The following is a 22464-nucleotide window of genomic DNA, read 5'->3' as shown; positions in this document are numbered from 1 at the left end:
GTGTGCTTCAAGCGGATGGAAGGGGGACGCGGTGGAGCGGTTCAGTCCGGCGCTGGCGCCTCCTCCAGGAGAGCGTCGATCCGGGAGACCTCCGGATGGTCGGCGCCGTGCAGGCGCACCAGGTCCGCGCGCAGTCCGCGCAGGGTTCCGGCGCCCTCGGCCAGTCGTCCCAGGGTCAGTTCGAGCACCCCGATCTGGCGGCGCAGCTCCAGTGGACGGTGGTCGTCGGGACCGTAGGCCACGATCTCGTCGTCGAGTAGGGAGGCCAGACCGTTCAGGGCGGGTTCCTCGTCCCCGCCCATAGCCAGGCAGGTGGCGTCCTGGAAACGGCACCGGAAGACCAGGCTCTGGTCCTCCTCTCCGGCCTCCTGTGCCAGGTCCCGGGCCAGTTCCGCGTACAGCGGCCCCGCCTGGCGGAAGTTGCCGCCCTCGAACAGGGCGTTGGCCTGCTCCAGCCGCAGCTCCACCACCTCGGAGTCGGTGGGTCCGAACACCGACGAGGCGTGCTCGACGGCCTCGCACAGTGTGGCGGCGGCCTGCCGGTACCGGGCGGCCCCCACCAGCTCGGCGGCCCTGGTACGCGCCTTGCGCAGGCCCTCCCTCCGGGGTACGGACACCCCATCCCGCGAGGACGTCCCGGTCTTCTCCGCTGCACGGGACGCATGTCCGGATGCGTGACGCCCCGCGGAACCGGCCGACTCGCCGGTCGGGACCGCGCCCTCGTTCCGAGACGCTCCGGGTGCAGCCGAACCCCCGCCCGCCGGAGCGGCCTCCTCCGCCGGAACGTGGCGGACGACCCGGGACAGCGCCCTTCCGTACATCAGGTGCGGGTTGGGCCGCGAGGGCGGGTGGAGCACTCCGGGGATCGGCTCCGGCGCGTTCACGCAGCCGATCAGCCTGTCGTACACCTCCACGGCGTCGGCGGGCCGGTCCTCGGGGTGCTTCTCCAGCAGGGCGGTGACCACCTCCGCCAGCTCCGCCGGAACCTCCGGGCACAGGTCCCGCACGTCGGCGGGGCGCTCGGTGGTCTGCTTGGACGCCACGGCGAAGGGCGTGGAGGCGGTGAACAGCCGCCTCCCGGTGAGCATCTCGTGCAGGACGCAGCCCAGCGCGTACAGGTCGCTGCGCTGGTTGGCCCTGCCCGTCATCAGCTGCTCGGGCGCCATGTACTCGGGGGTGCCCGGGCTCTGGCCGGTCCGGGTGATCTGCGAGGCGTCTCCGCGGTCCAGCACCACGGCCAGCCCGAAGTCCAGGACCTTCACCGTCCCGTCCGCCTCCAGCATCAGGTTGCCCGGCTTCAGGTCCCGGTGCACCAGCGAGGCCCGGTGCGCGGCGGCCAGCACCGAGCACACCTGGGCGGCGATCCCCGCCGCCCAGCCCACCGACAGGCGCTCCTGCTCGGCGACCAGGTCGGTGACGCTCACCCCGTGGACGCGCTGCATCACCAGGTAGGGCCGCTTGTCCCCGTCGGCGCCCGCGTCGAAGACCGCCGGGACCCCCGGGTGCTGGAGCCCCGCCGTGATCCGGGACTCGCGGACGAACCGCTGCACCATCTCGGCGCGCTCGTCGTCGCCCGCGTCGGCGGGGAAGCGGATGAACTTGACCGCCACCTCCCGGAGCAGGCGGGTGTCGTGCCCCTCGTAGACCTCGCCCATACCGCCGCGCCCGAGCGGCGTGGTGTTGAGCTCGTAACGTCCGTCCAGCAGGCGCTTTCCCGGCACCGGTGTGCTCATGTCCCTGACTCCCGCGGTCGCAACTCGCCCTCCCGAAGCCCCCGGCCCCCCAGCTCCGCCAGCCGCTCTCCCAGCCCCGCGGCCCGTTCCAGGAGCTCCCGCTCCTGCGCCATACGGTTCCAGACGCCCGCGTAGGCCCGCTGCTCCTCCAGGGACAGTTCCGGGAGGCGCAGCGAACGCACATCGGCCCGGCCGCTGGAGGTACGCGAGGAGGAGACAGCCTCGGCCCCCACCGCCCCGGCGAGGAAGTCCGGGTCGGTGCGCCCCCACACCGGCCGCAGCGCCAGCAGGCGCGGCCCCAGTGCGGCACCGCCCTCCTCCACCACGTGCACGGGCGCCTCGCGTACCGTCTCGGCCACCACCACGTCCCCGTAGCGGAGCATCACGAGTCCGGGCACGCGGTCGCACCGGCCGCTCGGACCGCCTCCGGAACGCACGTCCCGCACGGTCAGCACCGGGACCTCACCGCTCTCGGCGCCCATCGCCATCGGCGCGCGGTGCAGCTCGACCGCGCCCGCGTCGGCCAGCGCCCCGATCGTGGTCATGGGGGTGTCCCCGGCCGATACCAGCTCCAGTTCGCCCGAGAGCGCGCGCACCTGGTCCAGGAGTTCGGCGAACTCGCCCAGCAGAGCCGGGTAACGGACGGCGGCACCGCTCCTGGACGCGGAGTCCAGATGTCGTGAGGGGCGCAGGTCCACCTCCTCGTCCAGGAGCGGGCCGACCTCGGCCACCATCCAGTACGGGCTGGGCACCATCTGCCCTCCGGTGGCGAAGTCCCCCCACACCCGCGACGCCTCCGACGCCTCCGCCGAGGCGACCAGCAGGACCCCGTCGCCGGTGCCGTGCGACTCCTCCGGGCGCACCAGCACCCACACGTGGCGCCCCGGTTCCGCCCCCGCACCGCCGGGGACCTCCAACACGGCGCGCAGCGCGCCCGAGCGCAGCAGGTTCGCGCGGATACGCCGCCCGCCCGGCCGGTAGGCCACCGAGGCGGGCAGCAGCACCACCGCCCGCCCGCCGGGCCGCACCCGCGACAGGCAGTGCTGGACCCACGCCAGTTCGCCCTCGCCCCGGGGCGGCAACCCGTGCACCCACCGGGGGTCGTCCACGAGATCCTCGTAGCCCCACTCGCGGTCGCGGAAGGGCGGGTCGCACAGCACCACGTCCACCCGGGAGCTTTCGAAGGCCGGGGAGCGCAGCGAGTCGCCCTTGGCAGTGGCGCTCACCCCGTGCGGAACGACCAGCAGGGCGGTCGCGATGTCCAGCGCGTCGGGGTCGCGGTCCTGACCGAACACGGTCAGGGCGCCGCGCCGCAGGGCGGCCGACAGCAGCACGCCCGTGCCGCACGCCGGATCGAGCACGCTGCTTCCCGCGCCGATCCCGGCGAGCTCGGCCATCCACGCGGCCAGCTCCGGGGAGGTCTCGGCTCGGCCCCGCTCCCGGGCCAGGCGCGCGCACAGCTCCTCGAACACCGGCTCGGGGTCGTCTCCGGCCAGGACCTCGTCTGCCAGGTCCACCCACTCCTCCGGTACCCCCTCCGGCCGGGCTCCCACGGGCAGCAGGTCGGTGAGTTGGCGCCCCGCGTAGGCCATGAACGCGGTGAGCCGCACGTCGGGGACCTCGGTGCGCACCCGCTGCCACAGCAGGTCGGTCCGATCGGCCTCGAAGACCTTGCCGTGTTCGCGGCACCATGCGCGCACCGCCTCCAGGGCGAACAGCGGGTTGGCGGAGGTGCCGTCCACCGGGCGGGGGAAGTCGACGAAGCGCCGCCGCCAGTTGCTCACCGCGGGCCTGCGCACACCGGCCAGCCGCGCGATGTCGGCCGGCCCCACCAGAGCGCGCGCGATGTCTCCGCCGCCGTCACTTCCGGCGCCCATCAACGGCCCCCCACACCCATCGGGGCGAGCACGCCCCGCACCTGGAGTTCGACGACGTGCTCGGCCACCCGGCGCGGCGTCGAGCCGCCCCGGACCAGCAGGCCCGCCTCCATGTTGGTGGCCACCCCCGACTGGGTGAGGTTGGCGCTGGAGACCAGCAGCGCCCGGCGGTCGGCCACGGCGAGCTTGGCGTGCGCCTTGGCCCCCCTGCCCTCGCGCCGGTCCACCGGCCAGTGCCACAGACGCACCCCGTCGATCCCGGTGAAGGCCTGCCCCGGTTCCTCACCGCTGATCGCGCTGCCCGCCCCGGCCAGGGTCTCCACCACCACCGACACCGTCACCCCCCGCTCCACGGCGCGCGCCAGCGCCTCGCGGATGTCGGCTCGCCGTCGGGCGGAGTAGGTCATCAGCACCAGCTCCTCGCGAGCCTCGTCCACCACCTCCAGCAGCGCCTGGGCGGTGGAGCGCACGGGGACGGAGTGGCTGGAGGGCCCGGTCCACACGGTCTCCACCGACACCCCGCCGGTCGCGGCGGCGTGCCCGGCGGCCAAGCCGCGCAGGAACGCGGCGGCCTCAGACGGGGGCACACCCTCCCTGGCGCGGGAGGCCAGCAGCGGCGCCGCCGCCTCCCGGTCGCGCACCGATCCCAGGAGGGCCTGGTCGGGCCAGCCGTCGGCCAGGAGGGCGGCCACCTCGCGCAGGCCGGACGCGCCCAGGGCGGAGGAGGCCGCCGCGGCGGCCTCCTCGAACGAGGGGTGTTTCGCGGAGTTCGTCACGGAAGCTCAGGGTAGAGGGCCAGCTCCGGATCCCCGATCGGCACCACGAACCTGCGGTCCAGGAACCGGTTGCCGTGCTCGCAGGTCGTCTCGGACACGAACAGGCACACGTGGCAGGCCGCCCCGTGCAGGAAGTCCGCGTTCGCCTGCGGCAGGCGCTCGGCGCACAGCGGATCCGAGGAGCAGTGCATGGCCCCGTGCAGGGCCTTGCGCACCAGGTGTACGAGCCGCTCCGGCTCGGCCTGCGAGACCAGACCGCCCAGCGTCCCCTCGGCGTCGGGCACCGCCGTGTAGATGAGGATGCCCCCGCGCGGGTCCTCCTCGGTCCCGGCGTAGACGCGCTCGGACAGGCTCGCCGCGTTGTACCCGCAGTCCAGGGCGATGGTCCGGATCAGCAGGTGCGACAGGGTGTGCAGGGCGACGTAGCGCGCGCCCGGCCAGTTGCGCATCCGCTCGAACCCCGAGCCGACCCGGTCGGAGTAGCGCTTCTCCCGGAAGGTGCCGTAGGCCTCCCGGTGCAGCTCCAGGGCCTCGCTGTCGGCCACCCGCTTCTCCCAGGCGGCCAGCAGCTCCTCCGGGACCCGCAGGAAGACGCCCTCGCCGCGCACCTCGCTGGCCGGGAGCCAGGTCGCCTCGTCGCGCGACAGCCGCACCGTCTGCACCATCATCGGGTCGTCCAGGTCGGGGGAGTCCAGGCGGGTGAACCCGGTCAGCACCCGCACCTCGCGCAACCGTTCGGCCTGCACCACGTCGGCGAACACGCCCCGCAGCTCCTCGGGCACGCCGCCCTCCAGGCGGCGCAGCGCGAAGTCGGGCCGGGGCTCGTGGGCGTCGGGGGAGGACAGCGCCTCCCACTCGGCGGTGCGCAGGGCCTGGCGGCCCGAGGGCGCGTCCTTCCCGCCGTCCCCGGCCTTCCCCTCCAGGACCGCGCGGCGCCGCTCCACCGCCTCGTACACGGTGTCGTCGTCCCACTTGCCGAAGTGGTCGCGCATGGGCGGCGCGAACTGCCGCATGATCTTGTACTGGCTCTGGGGCGTCTCCTCCAGCATGTCCCAGTACTGCTCCACCAGGGAGTCCAGTTCGCCCGTGCCCTGGCCGGAGGGGACCGCCAGCGTCGACAGCAGCTCCGAGAACCACTGGTTGGACGCGCCCAGCACCAGGGTCTTGGGATTTTGACTGCATCCCTCCGGGTCGAACACGCCCAGGTGGGGGTGGCGTGCTCGGCACGCCGGCAGGTTCTCCTTACCCCGCGCACCGCCCGCGTCGCGCATGTTGCGGTGCGCGCCGCACACCACGCACGTCAGCTCCACGTTCGCGCCGACGTTCCCGCCCCGGTCCTCCATCTTCAGCTGCGGCTTCTCGGCCCTGGGGCACGCTTCCCCCCGGTGCACGAAGTGGACGTAGGGGAACTCGTCCAGGTGCCCGTCGGTGCACGCCAGCACGAACCGGGCGGGGACCGCCAGCGGCTTGCCCTTCTTGTGTTTGCCGACGTTGTGCACGAAGCGGGCCTCGTGCGGCCTGCGCGGGTTGGTGTTCTCGAAGGCGAGCATGTCCGAGTCCAGGGCCACCAGCTCGTCGCAGGAGGTGCACCGGAACCAGGACGGGAACGGGGTGGTGGGCACGCCCACCCCGGCGGCGGGTCCGCCGGGGTCGCGCTCCAGCCCCTCGGTCCACGGCGCCGGGCGCAGCTCCTTCACGTTGCGGTGGCTCGGCTGCTCCTGGATCACCTTGAGCAGCCGGGGCTCGACGATGGGCTCCCAGCCGTAGGCGTGGGTGTGGTTCCACTCGTCCAGCCCGCGCACCAGCACCGCGAAGTTGGGCAGGTCCACCAGGGACCCCACGCCGCTGGTGAACATCAGGTGGCTGGGCCGGACCGAGCCGACCCTGCGCCGGTGCGTCTCCTTGTGCATCAGCCCTGCTCCTTCGCCTGTCCGGCCGGGGCCGGGGTCCGCTCGTCCTCGGTGCCCTCGTCGCCGCGCGCGCTCGGCGGCGCGAACGACCACGGCGGTTCGTTGAGCACCGGTCGGAAGAAGTCGCCGCTGCCGGACACCAGCAGGTTGATCTCGTTCTCGGTCTCACGCATGGACATGCCGACGGTGGTCTCGCTCCAGGAGCCCTCGCCCGGCTTGGTCAGCAGCCCGCGCAGCTGCTGGCGCTCCCGGGTGGAGCGCTCGTAGCCCAGCCGGGTGGAGCCCTCGCGGGCCTGCTTCCAGTGGTCGCGCAGGCTGTTGATCCGCTCGGCCAGGTAGTCGCGGCCCCTCTCGCCCGCCACGAACTCGGCCCGGGCCAGCATCCGCGCGGCGACCTCCTCCACCGCGGGCCCGTCCAGGTCCACGTCGTGGGCGTCGCCGTTGCGGGAGAAGTCCTCCCGGGCGTGGCGCACCGCCGCCACGAACATCGCCGCTGTGCCCCGGTCCAGGGCCCGGCGCGTGAACGGGGTGACGCTGAGCGCCTCCACCTGCCGGTAGAAGGTCGCGTGGTAGTACCCGAAGTCCTCGTAGTGCCCCAGGTCGCGCGGGCGCGTCCAGTTGTACAGGGTCACCACCAGGCCCGGCCGGGCCGCGTCGCGGCCCACGCGCGAGGTGGCCTGGATGTACTCGGCGGTGTTCTTGGGCTGGCCGGTCATCACCATCAGCCCGAACCGCGACACGTCCACGCCCACCTGGAGCATCGAGGTGGCCAGCACGGTGTCCACCGGGTCCCGGGTCTCGCGGTGCCGCTCGCCCTCGCGCCGCACCAGCGGGTGGGGCTCCACCTGGCGGGCGGCCGAGGAGCGCGACTCCCACGCCCTCCTGGCCTCCATGAAGGCGGCCGTGACGGCCCGCTTGCGCTCGCTGGTGTCCAGCTCGGGGTCGAAGCCGATCTCCAGGCGCTTGAGCACGTCGCTGATGTCGGCCGAGGAGATGCGCGAGGTCAGCTCCTGGACGTTGAACATCGACGTGCGTCCGAACCGGGTCAGCCGGTTGGCCATCCCGCGCTCGCGCCCGTGCCTGCGGGCGCGCACCGTGACGTCGTCGTCCATGTGCCGCCGCATGCCCGCCAGTTCGCGGGTGGCGTTGAAGTAGCCGACCGTGGTCATGTACGGGTCGGCCGGGGCGCCGTAGGTGTCGAACAGGTGCTGGCCGGTCAGCGCGAGGATCTCCGCCAGGCGGATCTCGGCGGCCTTGAGCCGCACCCCGTGCGCGCACACGCCCATGTAGCGCCGCCCCGGGGCGGCGGGGGTGACCTCCACCTGGGTGGAGAAGAAGGTGTCGGACACCTCCGTCACCTGCGGCGGGAACACCTCCAGGCCCCGCCCGAACACCCCGCGCACCTGGTCCCCGGCGCGCTTGGTGGTGGCGGTGGAGGCCACGATCTTGGGCGAGGTCCGCCTGCCCGACGGGGTGGTCCACGAGGTCAGCTCGTCCACCGCCGCCTCGAACAGGCCCACGGTGGTGCCCAGCGCACCCGAGATCAGGTGCAGCTCGTCCTGGATGACCAGGTCCGGCGGGCGCAGCCGCCGCACGGGCACGCTCTCCACCTTGGGCAGGGGGCCCTTGGCGTTGTGGCGGCCGCGGCAGCCCGTCTTCTCGTTCAGGTCCGGGTGGCGGTACCCGTGGCGCGGGCAGTACTCCGCGACCCGGCCGAACAGCATCCCGGCGAACCCCCGCCAGGGCAGCTGCGCGAGCTTGTCCACGGTGGCGATGAGCAGGCTGGGCGTGTAGCGGTAGATCTCCTCGTCCACCGTGAGGATCGGCAGCCCCTCCGCGCTGTTGCGCTGGGAGAACGGGCAGGCGTCCGCCCCCTCGCCGTTGGCGCAGAACAGCAGCACCCGTCGCACCTCGTGCCGGGGGTCCAGGTCCCGGTGGGCCTGGAGCTTGGTGCCGCACCACGGGCACGACAGGGTCTGCAACACGTTGGCGCGCTCGCCCCGGCCCCGCTCGCGGGCCTCGGCGATCTGCTTCTCCGCCTCGTCGAACCAGTTGGGCGAGACGCCGCCGCCCACCCACAGCCCGATCCGGAAGGGGCGCTCGCCCCACGTCGCGGGGTCCTCGGCGCGCTGCACCTCGGCCGCGCACACCAGGGCGGCGGCCCGTTGGAACTGCTGGGCGGTGAGCAGGCGCAGGGTGTAGCGCATCAGCACCGCCACCCCGTCGCCGCCGTCGCGGGCGTCCGCACCCGAGCCCACCACGCCCTGGAGGCGCCGGATGGCGAAGGTGAAGGCGGTCAGCCCCAGGTAGGCCTCGGTCTTGCCGCCACCGGTGGGGAAGAACAGCAGGTCCACCGTGGCCTCGGCGGAGGCGGCCCGCTCGTCGTGGTCGGGGTCGGTGATCGCGGGCAGGTTCAGCAGCACGAACGCCAGCTGGAAGGGGCGCCAGGACGCGGCGGAGACGCCGCGCGCGTTCACGGCCTCCCGCGCCTGGGCGTAGGAGACCTCGGGGTCCTCGCGCAGCCGGGAGATCTCGCTGTGGCGGCGCTGGTCGGCCATGGCCCGGTTGGCGAACCGGAACGCCCTCAACGCCTCCCCGTGCCGGGGGTGGGTCGGGTCGGTGAGCAGGTCGATCCCCGCACGGATACGCTCGGCGGCCCGCCGGGCCCGGAACACGGCCGTCTCGGCGGTCTCGCGCAGCGCCTCGGGAAGTTCGGCGGCGGCCGCCTCGCGCCCGTCCAGCCAGGCGGAGTAGCCGTCGGCCAGCGGCAGCAGGCCCGCGCGCAGGGCGTCGGTGCCGGTCTCGGGCGAGGCCAGCACGTCCATGGACAGCTGCGCCGAGGCCAGCGCCGAACCCGCGCCCACGGCCGCCGTGGTGGCGGGCACGTCGTGGTGGGGCAGCCAGGTGGTGGTCAGCCGGTGCGCCCGGCGCGCTCCCTCGGCCACCTCGGCTTCCACGGCGATGTTGCGCCCGTCGGCGTACTTGAGCAGGTCGCGGTAGAGCAGCCGCAGGTGCAGCTCCTCGGGGTCGTCGGAGGCGGGGACGCCGCCGTCGAGCGGGTCGTCCACGGGGAGGAAGACGGGGGAGGAGCCGTCCAGGGCGGTGACCGACAGTTGGGCCTGGAACAGCCACATGGTGTCGCCGTTGGGGTGGACGGGGAGGCGGTTGTTGACCAGGTTCAGCTCGACCGTGCGGCGGGGGAGGCCGTCGCGGTCCTCGCGCACGGACACGGCCAGGTAGACGCAGGGGGAGTCCGGGTCGGGGTCGGTCAGCCCGACCTTGAAGTCGGGCTTGCCGTCGAGGCGGATCTCCCGCTCGAACTCCTTGGGCTCGCGCACCCACACGCTGCGCTTCCTGCCCTCGTCCTCCTCCACGCTCTCGCGGCCGTACTGGCCCCAGACGGCGCGGACGTGAACTGCGGTGGTGTCGGCGGGCACAGAGAAGGACAGGCCCATGGTGGAGGCCCACAGGTGACCCAGGTTCTGGGTGGTGGCCTTCTCAGGCAGCTCGCCGGAGCCCTCGCCGGAGGCGGCGCCGTCCGCCTCGGCGTCGGAGTCCGGGAGTTGGTCGGCGGAGTCCCGGGAGGAGAGGGGCGTCTGGTGACGCGGGCCGAGCGCCCCGACGAGGTAGCGCTCGCGGGGGCCGGAGTAGCGGGTGGGGAGTTCCTCGGTGGGGCCGTCCCAGGGGCCGAGGAGGTCGCGCTCCAGGAAGTGCTGGAGTTCGTCGCGCACCTCGAAGGAGGTGGCCTCGGTGAACTCCTGGGGGCGGTCGAGCGAGGCGATCAGCTCGGCGTCGCGGGCGGCGTTCTGGGCGGCGCGGAGTTCGGCCTTGGTGGGCGGTTTGGCGGTGGGAGAGCCGGATTCCTTGGCGGGGGTGGTGGAGGTGTCGAGGGCGGTCTGCTCGCCGTGGGGGTGGTCGAAGAGGGCGCCATTGGACTCAGACATCGAACAGCGTCCCTTCCTGGGCAGCGGACTTGCGCTTGCCCTTCTTGTCGTGCAGGCCCTGAGCGACCTCTTCGGCGTAGCGCTCGTGGTTCAGTTCTAGAAGGCTGTCCAGGACTTCGCGCTGTGCGGCCGGGCCGATGGTGTAGCGGGTCTCGCGGCCGACCTTGTGGAAGCCGTGGTCGAGTCCACTGACGGCTTCGATGCGGTCCTCCCAGCCGTAGGCACGGATGGTGGCCTCGTCGATGGCGCGGTGGATGGCGCGGAGTTCGACGATGTCGGAGTCGTTGCAGGCCGGGTCGAAGACCAGGTTGTAGGTCTTCGTGAGCCCGGTGTTGCGGGAAAGCATCACGTCGCGGCGGTAGGTGTCGAGACGGTCGCCGAGGTCCCGGAGTTCTTGGGTGAGCTCCGGCATCGCAAAGGTCTCGAACACATCCGAGGGTGTGTAGCGAATTCGAGTCTCCAGTGTGGAGGCACGTGTGATAGCCCACCAATAATGGGAAGTGCTTGAAAGTAGCGCCAGCATGGCCGTGTCATCACTAGCGAGCACTACGATTTGCTCGCTGAAAACCTGCCCTGTTGGCACCATGACGGGAGCAGTAGTTTTGCTCACCCGTGCGAAGGCAATAATCCGATCAAGGCTCGAAATAGAGGATTCGAGGCCTCGTCGATAATCGGCATACCTCCACCAGTATTTTCGATGCGACTCTCTATTTCTCTTTAGTCGCTCTGGCTTTACGAGTGAATCCACCTTTTGAAAAGGATCTTTGTATTTTTTGGATTTTTCTTCACTCCAGTCGTGGAAATTAATTATCCATCGCGAAGGAGACGATGTCGGAGAGTCTGCGATATCTTGACCGATTAGGTACGGGAAGACGACCTCTGAATTGTTGTCCTCTGTCGATAGAAGGTAGCTTGCTTCTTGGGGAGTGAGGATGAAACCCTTTCCGTTGACATGGTGTCCAAGGAATGAAACTTTGGCGTTTTTGGCGAGTTTGTGAGCTGGCTTCTTCTTTGAAGTACTCGCGTCAAGGGTGGCAGTAATGGTCGCAGTGGCCACGCCGTCGGCCAGAACGATTGAGTCTTTTTCGAGTGACTTTTTAGTAGTCCATGCGACACAGTATTCGAGTGCTGCGGAACGCGAAGGCCACGACTCGCTTTTAATGGCTCCTCTGATAAGAACTCCAGATTCGATTATCTGATCGAGTCCGACTCGTCGCGTTGCTCCTTGGGTGAGAGTGTTTGTTGCAATTATTCCTGCCTGTCCTTCCTTGTTGACGACTCGGTGGGCTTGTAGTGCGAAATAGGCGACGAGGTCTGTGTTTGTTGCTCGCGTTCCCTTGGCAATTACCTCTGTAATTAATTCGCGATATTGCCCTCCGAGTGTTGGACGGATCTTTGGTCCGCCGAGGAACGGAGGGTTGCCGATTACGGCATCGAAGCCACCGTTTTCAAAGACCTCGGGGAATGCCAAAGGCCAGTGTAGAGGCTTGCGTTCGAAAGCTCCATTCGGGCGGTCAGTGTCCAGCCACTTTTTCGCTGTGATTCGAGCCTCAGGTTCGGCAGTGTTCAGGCGTCGTGCCAGGTCGGCCGCTTTCAATGCTTGGTCCCGCGCGATGGCTTCACTCTTGCCCACACTGGAAAGCGCAGCGCCCACCACCAGGTCGGCGAGTAGTCGTGCTTGGCCAGTCTCCAATTCGGTTTCGCCGAGGACCGACCGCTTCCGGTTCACCCCGTCCATCGTGGCGCCGTCCATTTTGGAAAGTTTTCTCCGGGATTCCGCAGCCCGGCCGATTAGGACACGCACGCCCCTGGTGAAGTCCACTAGGCCGCGCTCGTGAATCTTTCGGCCCTGCTTCGGGTCCATGTGCATGTACTCAAGTTGCTCAAGCGACGTGATCCCGAGCAGTGAGTCACCCGAAGCCAACCGGTCGTCCAGGAACGTGAACGGCCTTTTCGGGTCCATCGACACCAGCCACAGCGACAGCTTGGCCATCTCCACGGCCATCGGGTTGATGTCTACGCCGTAAAGGCAGTGCTCAATCACCTGACGACGGGCCTCGATGACGACCTTGTCGTCGTCAGAACGCACATCATTCTCCTGCGGCGTGTAGCCCTCGGCGTGCGGGTCTTTCTCCTTTGCCCAAGCTTCGATAAGGCGGTCACCCAGGTAACGGGCTGCCGCAACCAGGAACGCCGCCGAACCCATCGCGATGTCGGCGACCTTCAGCGCCAGGATCTCGTGGCTGTTTTTGAGTTTCCACTTACTGGTGTCCGCCGTTTGGAGTGGTCCCGGAGCGTAAACTAGAGGTTCCAGGGCGTTGAACACTACCTTTTCAGCCAATTCCCTAGGCGTGTAGTGCGTCCCCGTGTTCTTCCGCAGCGCCGACTCGGTGACGTACAGCTCCCCGCCCCGCACCACCATGGGCAGTCCGCGCAGGTCGTTACGGAGAATCCGGAAGAAGGGCAGCAGCCTCTCCACCAGCGGCTCGTCGCCGGGCACCACACCGCGCAGTTGCTTGACGGCCTCGGTCCGCTCCTCCTTGGACAGCGGGGCCAGCGCCTTGGCCAGCTTCCTGGCCGAGCCGATCCCGGAGTCCTTGTACTCGGCGGCCAGCTCCTCCGCCAGCTCCTCCACGTCCGTGTGCCGGGCGGCCAACGCCTCCAGGTCGCGGAGCTGGACCTCCGCCTCCAACCCCTCCTTGCCGACCAGCCCCACCACGAGGTCCTCGGCGCGGAACCCGTCGAAGGCCAGCAGACCCTCGTACACGTAACCGATCTGCTCCACGTCCAGGGCGCGGAAGGACAGCTTCCTCAGCTCCGCCGACTTCCCGCGCCCCACCTTGACGTACTGCACCGCCTTGAGCATGTGCAGCACGGTCCGGTCATCGATGTCCAGCGGCAGCCACGGGAACGTCTCGGGGTTGAACAGCGACCCGTCCAGGGCGTGCATCCTCAGCTTGGGGTGGTCCACACCGTGGTAGACCGCGTGGAACAGCGCCAGCAGCCGGTGCCAGGCCGCGGTGGTCCGCTCCAGGTCGTCCTCGGTGCCCTCCCGGGCCAGCGCCTCCAGCTCCTCGTAGAGCCCACCGGCCGAGTACGAACCCGCGTACAGGTCGTTGTCGGAGGGCAGCAGGCCGCGCTCCTCGGCGAAGAGCAGGAACACCGTCCGCATCATCACCGACACCGCGCCCCGGTACACATCGTGCGCGGACACGGCGCTCAGGTCCCGCTCGCCGCGCTCGCGCGCCCGTGTGTCGGCCCGGCCGATCGCGGCGACCAGCAGTTCCACGGCCTGGCGCACCTGCACGCCCAGCGCCTCGGTGACGTCCTCCTGCGAGCCCAGGCTCCGGTTGAGCAGCGGGACCAGCTGCTGCTCGTCGGGCACGGTGAAGAACCGCCGCCGGTTGAGCAGGGAGTAGAACGCGCGCAGCACGTCGCGCTCGGCGGCGTCCGTCCACAGCGAGGCGTCGAACAGCGCGGTGGTGGTGACCCCGCCGCGCGGCGCCCACACCAGCACCCACCAGCGCCCGTTGGTGGCCAGGCCCAGCTCCACACCGTGGTGGCGGCACAGCTGCGCCAGCCGGTCGGCCGGGGTGGCCGACCAGGAGTCGTCCTTCACACGCTGCACCGGGGACTGGTCCACCGGGCAGGTCAGTCCCAGCAGCCGGACGTCGTCCGCCTTGACCTCGCCCTCCGGCTCGGCGTCGGGGTGGGTGAGCACGAACGAGGGCGCCACGGCGGTGTCGTGCTCGGCCACCTCCATCGCCAGCGGCTCCAGCCCGTCGGTGCGCAGGGTCTCGCGCCAGTCCAGCAGGTCACCGAGCACGTACCGCACCCAGGCGTCCCGCCCGGCCTCGCGGTCCCCGCCGCCCGGCCCGGTCTGGTCGCGCCAGAGCGCGGAGGTCCGGCGCAGCTCCCGCATCTGCTCGGGTTCCAGCGAATCCAGTCCGGCGGACCAGACCTCGCGCAGCACCGGCAGGGTCAGGAAGGGGCCGCTGACCTCCACCAGGCCCAGCCAGTCCAGGTGCTGCTGGCGGACGGCGTCGGCGGGGGAGTGCTTGCCGCGGGATCGGGGGTTGCTCATCGGATGGCTTCCTTACGGGGAACGACGAAGACGACGGCGACGGGGAAGGTGTGCGGGTCCTGCCGCGAGTAGCGCTCGGCGATGGCCGCCAGCTCACGCTCGCGCTCGCCGTCCAGGGCGGCGAGCCGCCTCTCCCAGTTCATCCGGTCCTTGCGGTACTGCTCACGTTCTTCCTTGGTCTGGGTGAGGGAGCGCCCGAACAGGGCGTCCTCGTCGTCGTCGCCCGCCAGCGCCTCGCGCAGGGACGCGGCGAACTGGTCCAGGACGCCGGTCACCCTGGCGCGCTCGTTCTCCTCGCGCTCGGCCAGTACGCGCTTGAGCGACTCCAGGCGGGTGTCGGCGCGCCACTCGATGGCCCGCTCCAGGCCCGCGCGGCCGCCCGCCCGCTCCCAGCGCTCCCGCACGCGGTTCCACACCGCGTCCGACAGCGGTCGGCCGCTGTCCAGGGCGCGGTTGAGGATGCCGCCCAGGGTGCCCAGGTTCTCCAGGCGACGGAACCGGCCCGTCTCGGGCAGCCACCCGCCCGAGTGCAGCACCTCCTCGTGCAGGCGCAGCCCGTCCGCGCCCACCAACACGAACCGCGAGTAGGCGCCGACCAGCACGTCCTCCAGCTCCGGGTCCTCGCTGACCACGGCCGTCACCCGGTTCAGGCCCACCCGGTCGTTGGACACCGCCGTGCGCAGCAGCCCGATCGACCGGGACACCAGCGGGTGGTTGAGGTGGGCGAGCACCACGTCGTCGCGGCCCTTGGCGGACTGGGCGTCGAAGGTCACCGGCAGCTGGCGCAGCTCGGCGCCCTTGGGGGCGCCGTGCGAGGCCTTCTCCAGCAGCCCGTCGGCGGCCTTGACCCACGATCCGGTGAAGGACGGGACCTCGTACAGGTCCTGGGCGGCGCGCTCCTCGTCCTCGTCGACGTGGGGGCGCAGCCCAGGCTGCCGCGCCAGGTCCAGGGCGGTGTCCACCACCCGCTTGACCCGGTCGGGGGTCAGGGCGAGCGACTCCACGGTCTCGTCCAGGTTGCGGCGCAGGCGGCGCACCCGCTCGCGGATGTTGGAGTCGGAGGGCACCCGGCCCTTGCCGCCCGCCTTGGCGGTCTCGGCGTCCAGGTCGGCGCTCTGACCGAGCATCCGGCGCTGTACGGCGTCGGAGATCACCGCGTTGACCGAGCCAAGGTCCTCCTCCATACGGGCGACCTTGGTGGCCACGCGGGACAGGAACTCCAGGTCGGCCTCGTAGGAGTCGGTGGCCTTCTCCCAGCCGGTGCCCACGAAGTGGAAGACCTCGGGGGGGTTCTCCTGCCCGTACCGGTCAATGCGGCCGATGCGCTGTTCCAGCTTGTTGGGGTTGAAGGGGATGTCGTAGTTGACCAGGCGGTGGCAGTGCCGCTGGAGGTCGATGCCCTCGCTGGCGGCGTCGGTGGCGATGAGGATGCGCAGCGGGTGCTCGCCCGGGTCCTTCTGGAAGGCCACCCGCAGCGCCTCGCGCTCCTCGGTGGACATCCCGCCGTGCAGCTCCTTGACCTGCTCGCCGCCCAGCCCGGCCTGGGCCAGCAGCGAGCGCAGCCAGGACTGGGTGTCGCGGTACTCGGTGAAGACCACCACGCGCTCGTTGGTCCAGTGCCGGTCCGGCTTGCAGATGGCCTTGAGGTGGTCGATGAGCCTGCGGGCCTTGGCGTCGGGCTGGGCCTCGTGCGTCCGAGCCCAGGCGTGCATCCGCTCCAGCAGCGACTCCTCGGTCTCGTCGGCGTCGGGCTGGAGGGGGCGGGCGCGGCCCAGGGCGTCGTCCTCGGCCTCGGCCAGCTCCTCGTCGTCATAGGTGGCGGTCTCGTCCCACCAGTCGTCCATCCACTCGGGCACCTCGTCCAGGTCGGCGCCCGAGGGGAGGGCGTCACCGCCGCGCGAGCGCAGCGTCTCGGTGTAGACGCCGACGGTGTGCGCGAAGGCGGCGGGGCTGGAGAACAGGCGCTTCTTGAGCAGCAGGGTGACCAGGTCGGTGGCCCGCCTGCCCTTCTTCGTGGTGAGCTTGGCCCGGCGCAGCTCGGCGAAGCGGGTGAGCAGGGCGTGGATCTCCCGCTCGCTGTCGGGGTAGGCGACCTGGAGTTCCCTGGTGACGCGCTCCAGGAAGCGGGGGCTGCCGTCGTCGTTCTCCACCTCGCGCTTGAGGCGGCGCACCACGGTGTCGGAGACCGCCGAGGCGTTCGGGTCCACGCCCCGGGCGAAGCGCTGGTCGTCCAGGATCTCCAGCAGCGCGGTGAAGGACTGCTGGTAGCCGTTGTGCGGGGTCGCGGACAGGAACAGCCGGTGCGTGAAGTGCGGGGCCAGCTTGCGCATCAGCTTGGTCTGCTGGGAGTCGACCGCGTACACCTGCTTGGGCGCGGCCGGGGCCACGTGGTGGGCCTCGTCCAGGATGAGCAGGTCGAAGGCGCGCGGGTAGCCGGGGCCGTCGGCGGGCAGGACCTCGTCCAGCAGGCGCTGGGCCTTGGCGCCGCGCAGCCACGGCAGGCTGACGATGGTGAGCCTGTGTACCTTGAACGGGTTGGCGGCGCTGCCGTACTCGCGGCGCACGGCCGCCGCGCACTCGGAGTCGACGATGGTGAAGTCCAGGCCGAACTTCTCCTGCATCTCCTCCTTCCACTTCAGGGTCAGACCGGCCGGGCACACGATCATGATCCGCTGGGTGCGGTTGCGCAGCAGCAGCTCCTGGGCGACCAGCCCGGCCTCAATGGTCTTGCCCAGGCCGACGTCGTCGGCGAGCAGCAGGTTGACGCGGGGGGCGCCGAGCGCGCGCGAGACCGGTTCGAGCTGGTAGTCCTCGATGGCCACGCCGGAGCGGAAGGGCGCCTGGAGGCTGCGCACGTCGGCGGAGGTGACCGCCGACCAGCGCACGGCGTCGAGGAAGGCGGCGAGCTGCTCGGGGCGGTCCGGGCTGATGCCCGCGATGTCGGGGAGGGAACCGCTGGGCAGGAGTCTGCGGCCGGGCTCGACCTCCCACAGGACGTCGAGGGTCTCGCCGTAGCGGCCCTCCTGGATGCTCTGGAGGGTGACCATCGTGAAGGCGTCGCCGGGTTCGACCCCGCTGACCACCCACTTCTGGCCGCGTACCTCGACGAGCGCGCCGGGGGAGAGCTTCTGGGAAGCAGAGGAGGGGTCCTCTGTGGTGCTGCTGGGCATGGCGGTCTTCCTGCGTCGCGCCGGGTGGGGACCCGTCGGCCTCGGCGGAGCGGGGCGGCGGCGGGGGAGGCGGAACCCAATGTAGGACTGCTTGGGTATCGCGTCGATGACTGAGACTCTATTGTTAACCCGGTTCACACGCAAGGGGCATAAGGTGGTTCCACGGCGCCGCCAAGGCCTGTGTACACCAGGACGGCGGGCCGAGGGGGCGGGTTTACCCAGCTCGCAGCCCGCTTTCCAAAGAGGACGTTGGTCCCGAAACAGGCACGCGCGTCCCGTACGTCACGATTGGGCCCCGGTTCCCCCAACCGCGGGCGCCGATCCCCCAAGCGCTGTATGAATTCCGACGGGGCCCTGAGGCGGGGTGTCCGAGAGGTACACGACGGCGTCCCCCCGAACACGGCACCCCCGACTCCACGACGAACAGAGAGCGCGAGAGCACCCTTGGCAGCCGACGAGCCGACCACGGCCACCGACAGCATCAAGCGCATGTACCAGTTCCTCCTCCACGCGGAGGAGATGCGCAGCATCCCCGTGCGTACCCTGGACAAGGCGGCCGGGGTCCTCTGGCTCGGCGATCTGCCCGACGCGGCCACCGATGACGCCGATGACCGCGCACACCCCGACCTTCCCGCCGACACCGTCGTCTCCGGTTTGCTGAACCCCGAGGACGCCGCCACCTGGCTGCGCGTCCGACGCCTGCACCGCACCGAGTCCCCGGCTCTGCCCATGGTCCTGCGGCCCTGGGTGAACCCTGCGGGACTCAACGACCACCGCCGTGCGCAGGCGCCCGGGCTGCTCACCGAGTCCACCGTCCTGACCCGCGAGGGCACGGTCACGACGGCCCTGGAGGAGGATCCCCACCATGAGGCGGTGCGCGGCGCCCACCGGGACTGGGCGCGCGCCTGGGAGGAGTGGGCCCGGCGCGAGAGCGCCCTCGCGCCTTTCGTCAAGCTCTACGAGGACGCCTACCGTATCCACCAGGAAGCGGCGGACCTCGGCGAGTCCTATGAGCTCGTCCTGGGAGCGGGCTACCTGACCTGGAGCGCCGGGGGACAGCCGGTCCGCCGACACCTCCTCGCCCGCCGCATGGTCTCCACCATGGACGACCAGGGCCGTATCGAGTTCGCCCCCGACCCCGACGCGCCCGGTTTCGTCCTGGAGGAGGACATGCTGGAGGCCGCACAGCGGCTGCGCGAGGAACCCCGCGCACACGTCCACGCCTCCCTGGCCGAGGCTTCCGAGCACGCGGGCCCCGACGGCGCCGAGGCCCTGCACGCGGCCCTGACAGAGTGGGCGGTGGCCGCCTCAGCCGACGCCCGCTACGAGCGGTCCGCCGACCGGCAGCCCGCCGCCGCACCCCACCGCTCGCCGCTGGTGGCCTTCGCACCCGCCCTCATCCTCCGGGAGCGTTCCAAGCGCGGCCAGCTCAACGCCCTGCGCGAGATCGTCGAGGCGGTGGACCGCGGCGGCGAGGCCGGCCTGCTCCGCCACATCGTCGGCGAGGAGACCCGCCGCCCCTCCGTGTCCGACGGCGACGCGGACGAGAGCGCGCCGCCGACCGCGCCCGCCGAGGACCTGTACTTCTCCCTGCCCTCCAACGCCGAACAGCGCAGCATCGGGGAACGCCTCCGCGACAGCGACCTCGTCGTCGTCCAGGGCCCGCCCGGCACCGGCAAGACCCACACCATCGCCAACCTGGTCACCGACCTGCTCGCGCGGGGCCAGCGTATCCTCATCACCAGCCAGACCACCCGCGCTCTGAAGGTTCTCAAGGACAAGCTCCCCGAACGGATCCAGCCCCTGGCGGTCAGCCGCACCGGCGACGGCGTCGACGCCCAGCGCGAGCTGGAGGGATCGGTCCAGTCCATCCTCGAACGGCAGGCCGACGACGACCCCGCCCGCGCCAGGAAGGAGATCCGGAGCCTCCAGGAGCGGCTCGACCGGGCGCGCGCCAACCGGGACGCCGCGCTCAAGGAACTCCGAGCCGTCAAGGAGCGGGAGACCTACAGCCACCCGCGCGAGACCGGCGACTATGAGGGCACCCTCGCCGCCATCGCCGAACGCCTTGCCGAGCGGGAACACCGCCACTCCTGGATCGGTGAGGTCCCCTGCGACCAGCCCCCGATCGCCGGCGACCAGGTGCGCCTCCTGCTGGCCGCCGCCCGCGCCTACACCCCCGACCACAGGTCCCTCGCAGCCGAGGTCCCCGCCGCCGCGGAGCTACCCGACCCCGGCCGCCACGCCGACGCGCTGGAGGCCGTCAGCCGGGCGGAGCAGGCCGCCGAACGGGCCTCCGGCTCCTGGGGCGGGGACCTGGAGGGGCTGGTGCTGGAACTGTCTCGCGAACGCTGCGCCCAGCTGCGCGAACGCGTCGACGCGTTCACCGCCGCCCGCGACGTCACCGCGCGCATCGACCCCCGCTGGCACCCCCAGCGCGCCAGCGTGCTCGCCGGACGCGCCCGCGAGGCCAGGTCCCAGGCCGCTTCCGCACGCGCCGCCCTCCACCGGGCCGAGGAGGAACTCGGACAGATCGACGGGACCCGTGTCGACGGCCTCGACCGCTTCGCGTTCCCCGAGGCACTGCGCCACGCCACCGCTCTCAAGGAGGGGTTCGAGACCGGCAGGAAACTCACCGGGCCCTTCGGCATGCGCACCCGGCTGGCCAAGGACAACGCGTCCTTCCTCCAGGCCGTCACCGTCGACGGCAGCGCCCTGGACACCGAAGCCGAGCTGCGGATCGTACGCCACCGCATCGACGCCGAACGCTTCCTGACCGACGCCGAACGCGCCCTGGGCGACACCGACACGGGGGAGTGGCGAGAGGCTGCCTCCCGGATCGCGCGTGCGCACGAGAGCCTCGACGAACTCGACCGGGTCCTAGAGCTGGCGCGGGCACGCGACCTCCTCGTCGAGGCCACCCGGACCCTGCCGGGACTGGCGTCCCTGGACTGGTCCGACGACGCCGAGACCGACAGGATCGCCGTCCTGCTGGCGGCCGTGGACGCCGGGCACGACGCCGAGCCCGCACGCGCACTGATCCAGGAGGCCCGCGCCGTCCTGAACGACTGGGTCAACCGACCCCAGGACTGCCCTGAGGCCCTGCTCAGTGCCCGCGCCGCCGTGGAGTCCGCGGACGCCGACGGCTACGCCACGGCCTGCGTCGCACTGGAACGGGTCCGCGAGGCCAACCGGCTGGCCGACGCCCACGACCGCGCGCTCGCCGCCGTCGCGGAGGGGCACCGGGGCCTGGCCCACGCCGTCGCCGCCGATCCCGGATCGCCCGCCTGGGAGGAGCGCCTCGCCCGCTTCGACGAGGCCTGGGCCTGGTCGGTGTGGAACCGCAGGCTCGCCGAGCTCACCGACCCCGCCGCCGAGGACATGTGCCGGGCCCGCCTCAAGGAGGCCGACACCGAGGCCCGGATGGTCATGGGCAAGCTCGCCGCGGCCAAGGCGTGGCGGGCCTGCCTGGACCGGCTGACCCTCGACCAGGAGGTGGCACTGCGCTCCTACCAGCAGAGCGTCCGCAAGATCGGCAAGGGCACCGGCAAGTACGCGCGGGTCCACCAGCGCCACGCTCAGGAGAGCCTGCGCGAGTGCCAGCCCGCCGTCCCGGCCTGGATCATGCCGCTCTACCAGGTCGTGTCCACCATCCCCATGGACACCCCCGGCGCCTTCGACGTGGTGATCGTCGACGAGGCCAGTCAGTCCGGGCCCGAGGCGCTGCTGCTGGCCTGGCTCGGCAGGAAGCTGGTGGTCGTCGGGGACGACAAGCAGGTCAGCCCCGCCAACGTCGGCATCGACCAGCAGCAGGTCTTCACCCTCCAGGAACGCCACCTGGGGACGCTGCCCGCATCACGGCGCAACCTGTTCTCCCCCAACCGCAGCCTGTTCGACATCGCCTCCGGACTCGCGGGCAGCCGCGGCCAGCTGATGCTCAAGGAGCACTTCCGGTGCATGCCGGAGATCATCGGCTTCTCCAACGAGTACTTCTACCAGGGCAGGCTCCAAGCTCTGCGCCAGTACGGCACCGACCGCCTCGCCCCGCTGCGCACCTTCTACGTGGCGGACGGCATGCTCGCCGGCAGGGGCCAGAAGGCCGTCAACCGGGCGGAGGCCGAACAACTGGTGGAGCAGATCGTCCACTGCTGCGCCGATCCCGCCTACGATGACCTCACCATGGGCGTGGTCACCCTCCAGAGCGGGTCCCAGCAGACCCTCATCGAGGACATGCTCAGCGAACGACTCTCCTTCGAGGAGAGGGAGGAACGCCGCATCCGGGTCGGCACCGCGGCGGCCTTCCAGGGCGACGAACGCGACGTGATGTTCCTCAGCGCCGTCTACGCGCCCTTCGACACCGACGGCGAACCGCGCCGTCCGGGGCCGTTCAGCTCCGAGGCCTACCAGCAGGCCGTCAACGTCGCCGCCTCCCGTGCCCGCGACCAGGTGTGGCTGTTCCACAGCTTCGTTCAGACCGACCTGGGCGAGACCGACCTGCGCCGCCACTACCTGGACTACCTGGGTCGCCCCCACCAGGAGCAGGACGGCACCGGCCTGGCCGAGGTGCCCGCCGACGAGAGGGTGGAGCCCTTCGACAGCCTCTTCGAGCAGCGCGTCTACCGGGCGCTTCGGGAGAGGGGATACCGCGTTCTGCCGCAGTACCCCGCGGGCGGCTACCGGATCGACCTGGTGGTCGAGGGCGGCACCCGCCGCCTGGCGGTGGAGTGCGACGGCGACGCCTTCCACACCGAGGCCAACGCCGCCGACGACGCGGCACGCCAGCGCGAGCTCGAACGCGTGGGGTGGACGTTCGTCCGCATCCGCGGCAGCCGCTTCTTCCGAGACCCCGAGCAGGCCCTCCAACCGCTGTGGAAGCAGCTCGAAGAGATGGGGATCGCGCCCGTCGGCCCCTGACCGCACCACCCCGTGTCCGTCCCGCCGACGGGGCGGACACGGTTCCCCTTTCCCCC

The 22464-nt window shown here is 71.2% G+C and carries 8 protein-coding genes; 1 reads left to right on the top strand and 7 read right to left on the bottom strand.

The genetic code is table 11. From position 1 onward, the window contains the following. Positions 1 to 41: 41 nt before the first annotated feature. The 7 genes from NDAS_RS13490 to drmD are packed head-to-tail and all read right to left on the bottom strand — an operon-like array spanning position 42 to position 17494. Positions 42 to 1733 carry a serine/threonine-protein kinase gene (locus NDAS_RS13490; RefSeq protein ID WP_013153752.1) on the bottom strand — a complete coding sequence of 564 codons (1692 nt, stop codon included), beginning with the start codon at positions 1731 to 1733 and terminating at the stop codon, positions 42 to 44. Further along, entirely contained in the window at positions 1730 to 3610 is a 1881-nt protein-coding gene (locus NDAS_RS13485; protein WP_013153751.1) for an HsdM family class I SAM-dependent methyltransferase, read from the bottom strand. Before NDAS_RS13485 ends, NDAS_RS13490 begins: the two co-directional genes overlap by 4 nt. Beyond that, positions 3610 to 4386: a DISARM system phospholipase D-like protein DrmC gene (drmC, locus tag NDAS_RS13480; protein ID WP_013153750.1), complete on the bottom strand. Its 777-nt coding sequence runs from the start codon at positions 4384 to 4386 to the stop codon at positions 3610 to 3612. The genes NDAS_RS13485 and drmC overlap by 1 nt, the downstream gene beginning before the upstream one ends. Beyond that, entirely contained in the window at positions 4383 to 6296 is a 1914-nt protein-coding gene (gene drmB, locus NDAS_RS13475; RefSeq protein WP_013153749.1) for a DUF1998 domain-containing protein, read from the bottom strand. The genes drmC and drmB overlap by 4 nt, the downstream gene beginning before the upstream one ends. Next, on the bottom strand, positions 6296 to 10240 hold the full coding sequence (drmA, locus tag NDAS_RS13470; RefSeq protein ID WP_013153748.1) for a DISARM system helicase DrmA: 3945 nt from the start codon (positions 10238 to 10240) through the stop codon (positions 6296 to 6298). The genes drmB and drmA overlap by 1 nt, the downstream gene beginning before the upstream one ends. Beyond that, positions 10233 to 14324 (bottom strand): Eco57I restriction-modification methylase domain-containing protein, encoded by a 4092-nt coding sequence (locus NDAS_RS13465; protein WP_013153747.1) that lies wholly within the window; start codon positions 14322 to 14324, stop codon positions 10233 to 10235. Before NDAS_RS13465 ends, drmA begins: the two co-directional genes overlap by 8 nt. Further along, positions 14321 to 17494: a DISARM system SNF2-like helicase DrmD gene (gene drmD / locus NDAS_RS13460; RefSeq protein ID WP_013153746.1), complete on the bottom strand. Its 3174-nt coding sequence runs from the start codon at positions 17492 to 17494 to the stop codon at positions 14321 to 14323. Before drmD ends, NDAS_RS13465 begins: the two co-directional genes overlap by 4 nt. Positions 17495 to 17938: 444 nt before the next feature. On the opposite strand from drmD, the gene NDAS_RS13455 reads away from it, so the two are divergent. Beyond that, a complete protein-coding gene (locus tag NDAS_RS13455; protein WP_013153745.1) occupies positions 17939 to 22408 on the top strand; it encodes an AAA domain-containing protein in 4470 nt (1489 codons plus the stop codon). Positions 22409 to 22464 lie beyond the last annotated feature (56 nt).

This window comes from Nocardiopsis dassonvillei subsp. dassonvillei DSM 43111, from assembly GCF_000092985.1.
GTDB classification, from domain to species: Bacteria; Actinomycetota; Actinomycetes; order Streptosporangiales; family Streptosporangiaceae; genus Nocardiopsis; species Nocardiopsis dassonvillei.
The sequence above is the reverse complement of the archived record's forward strand: the minus strand, read 5'-3'. Positions and strand labels throughout refer to the sequence as shown.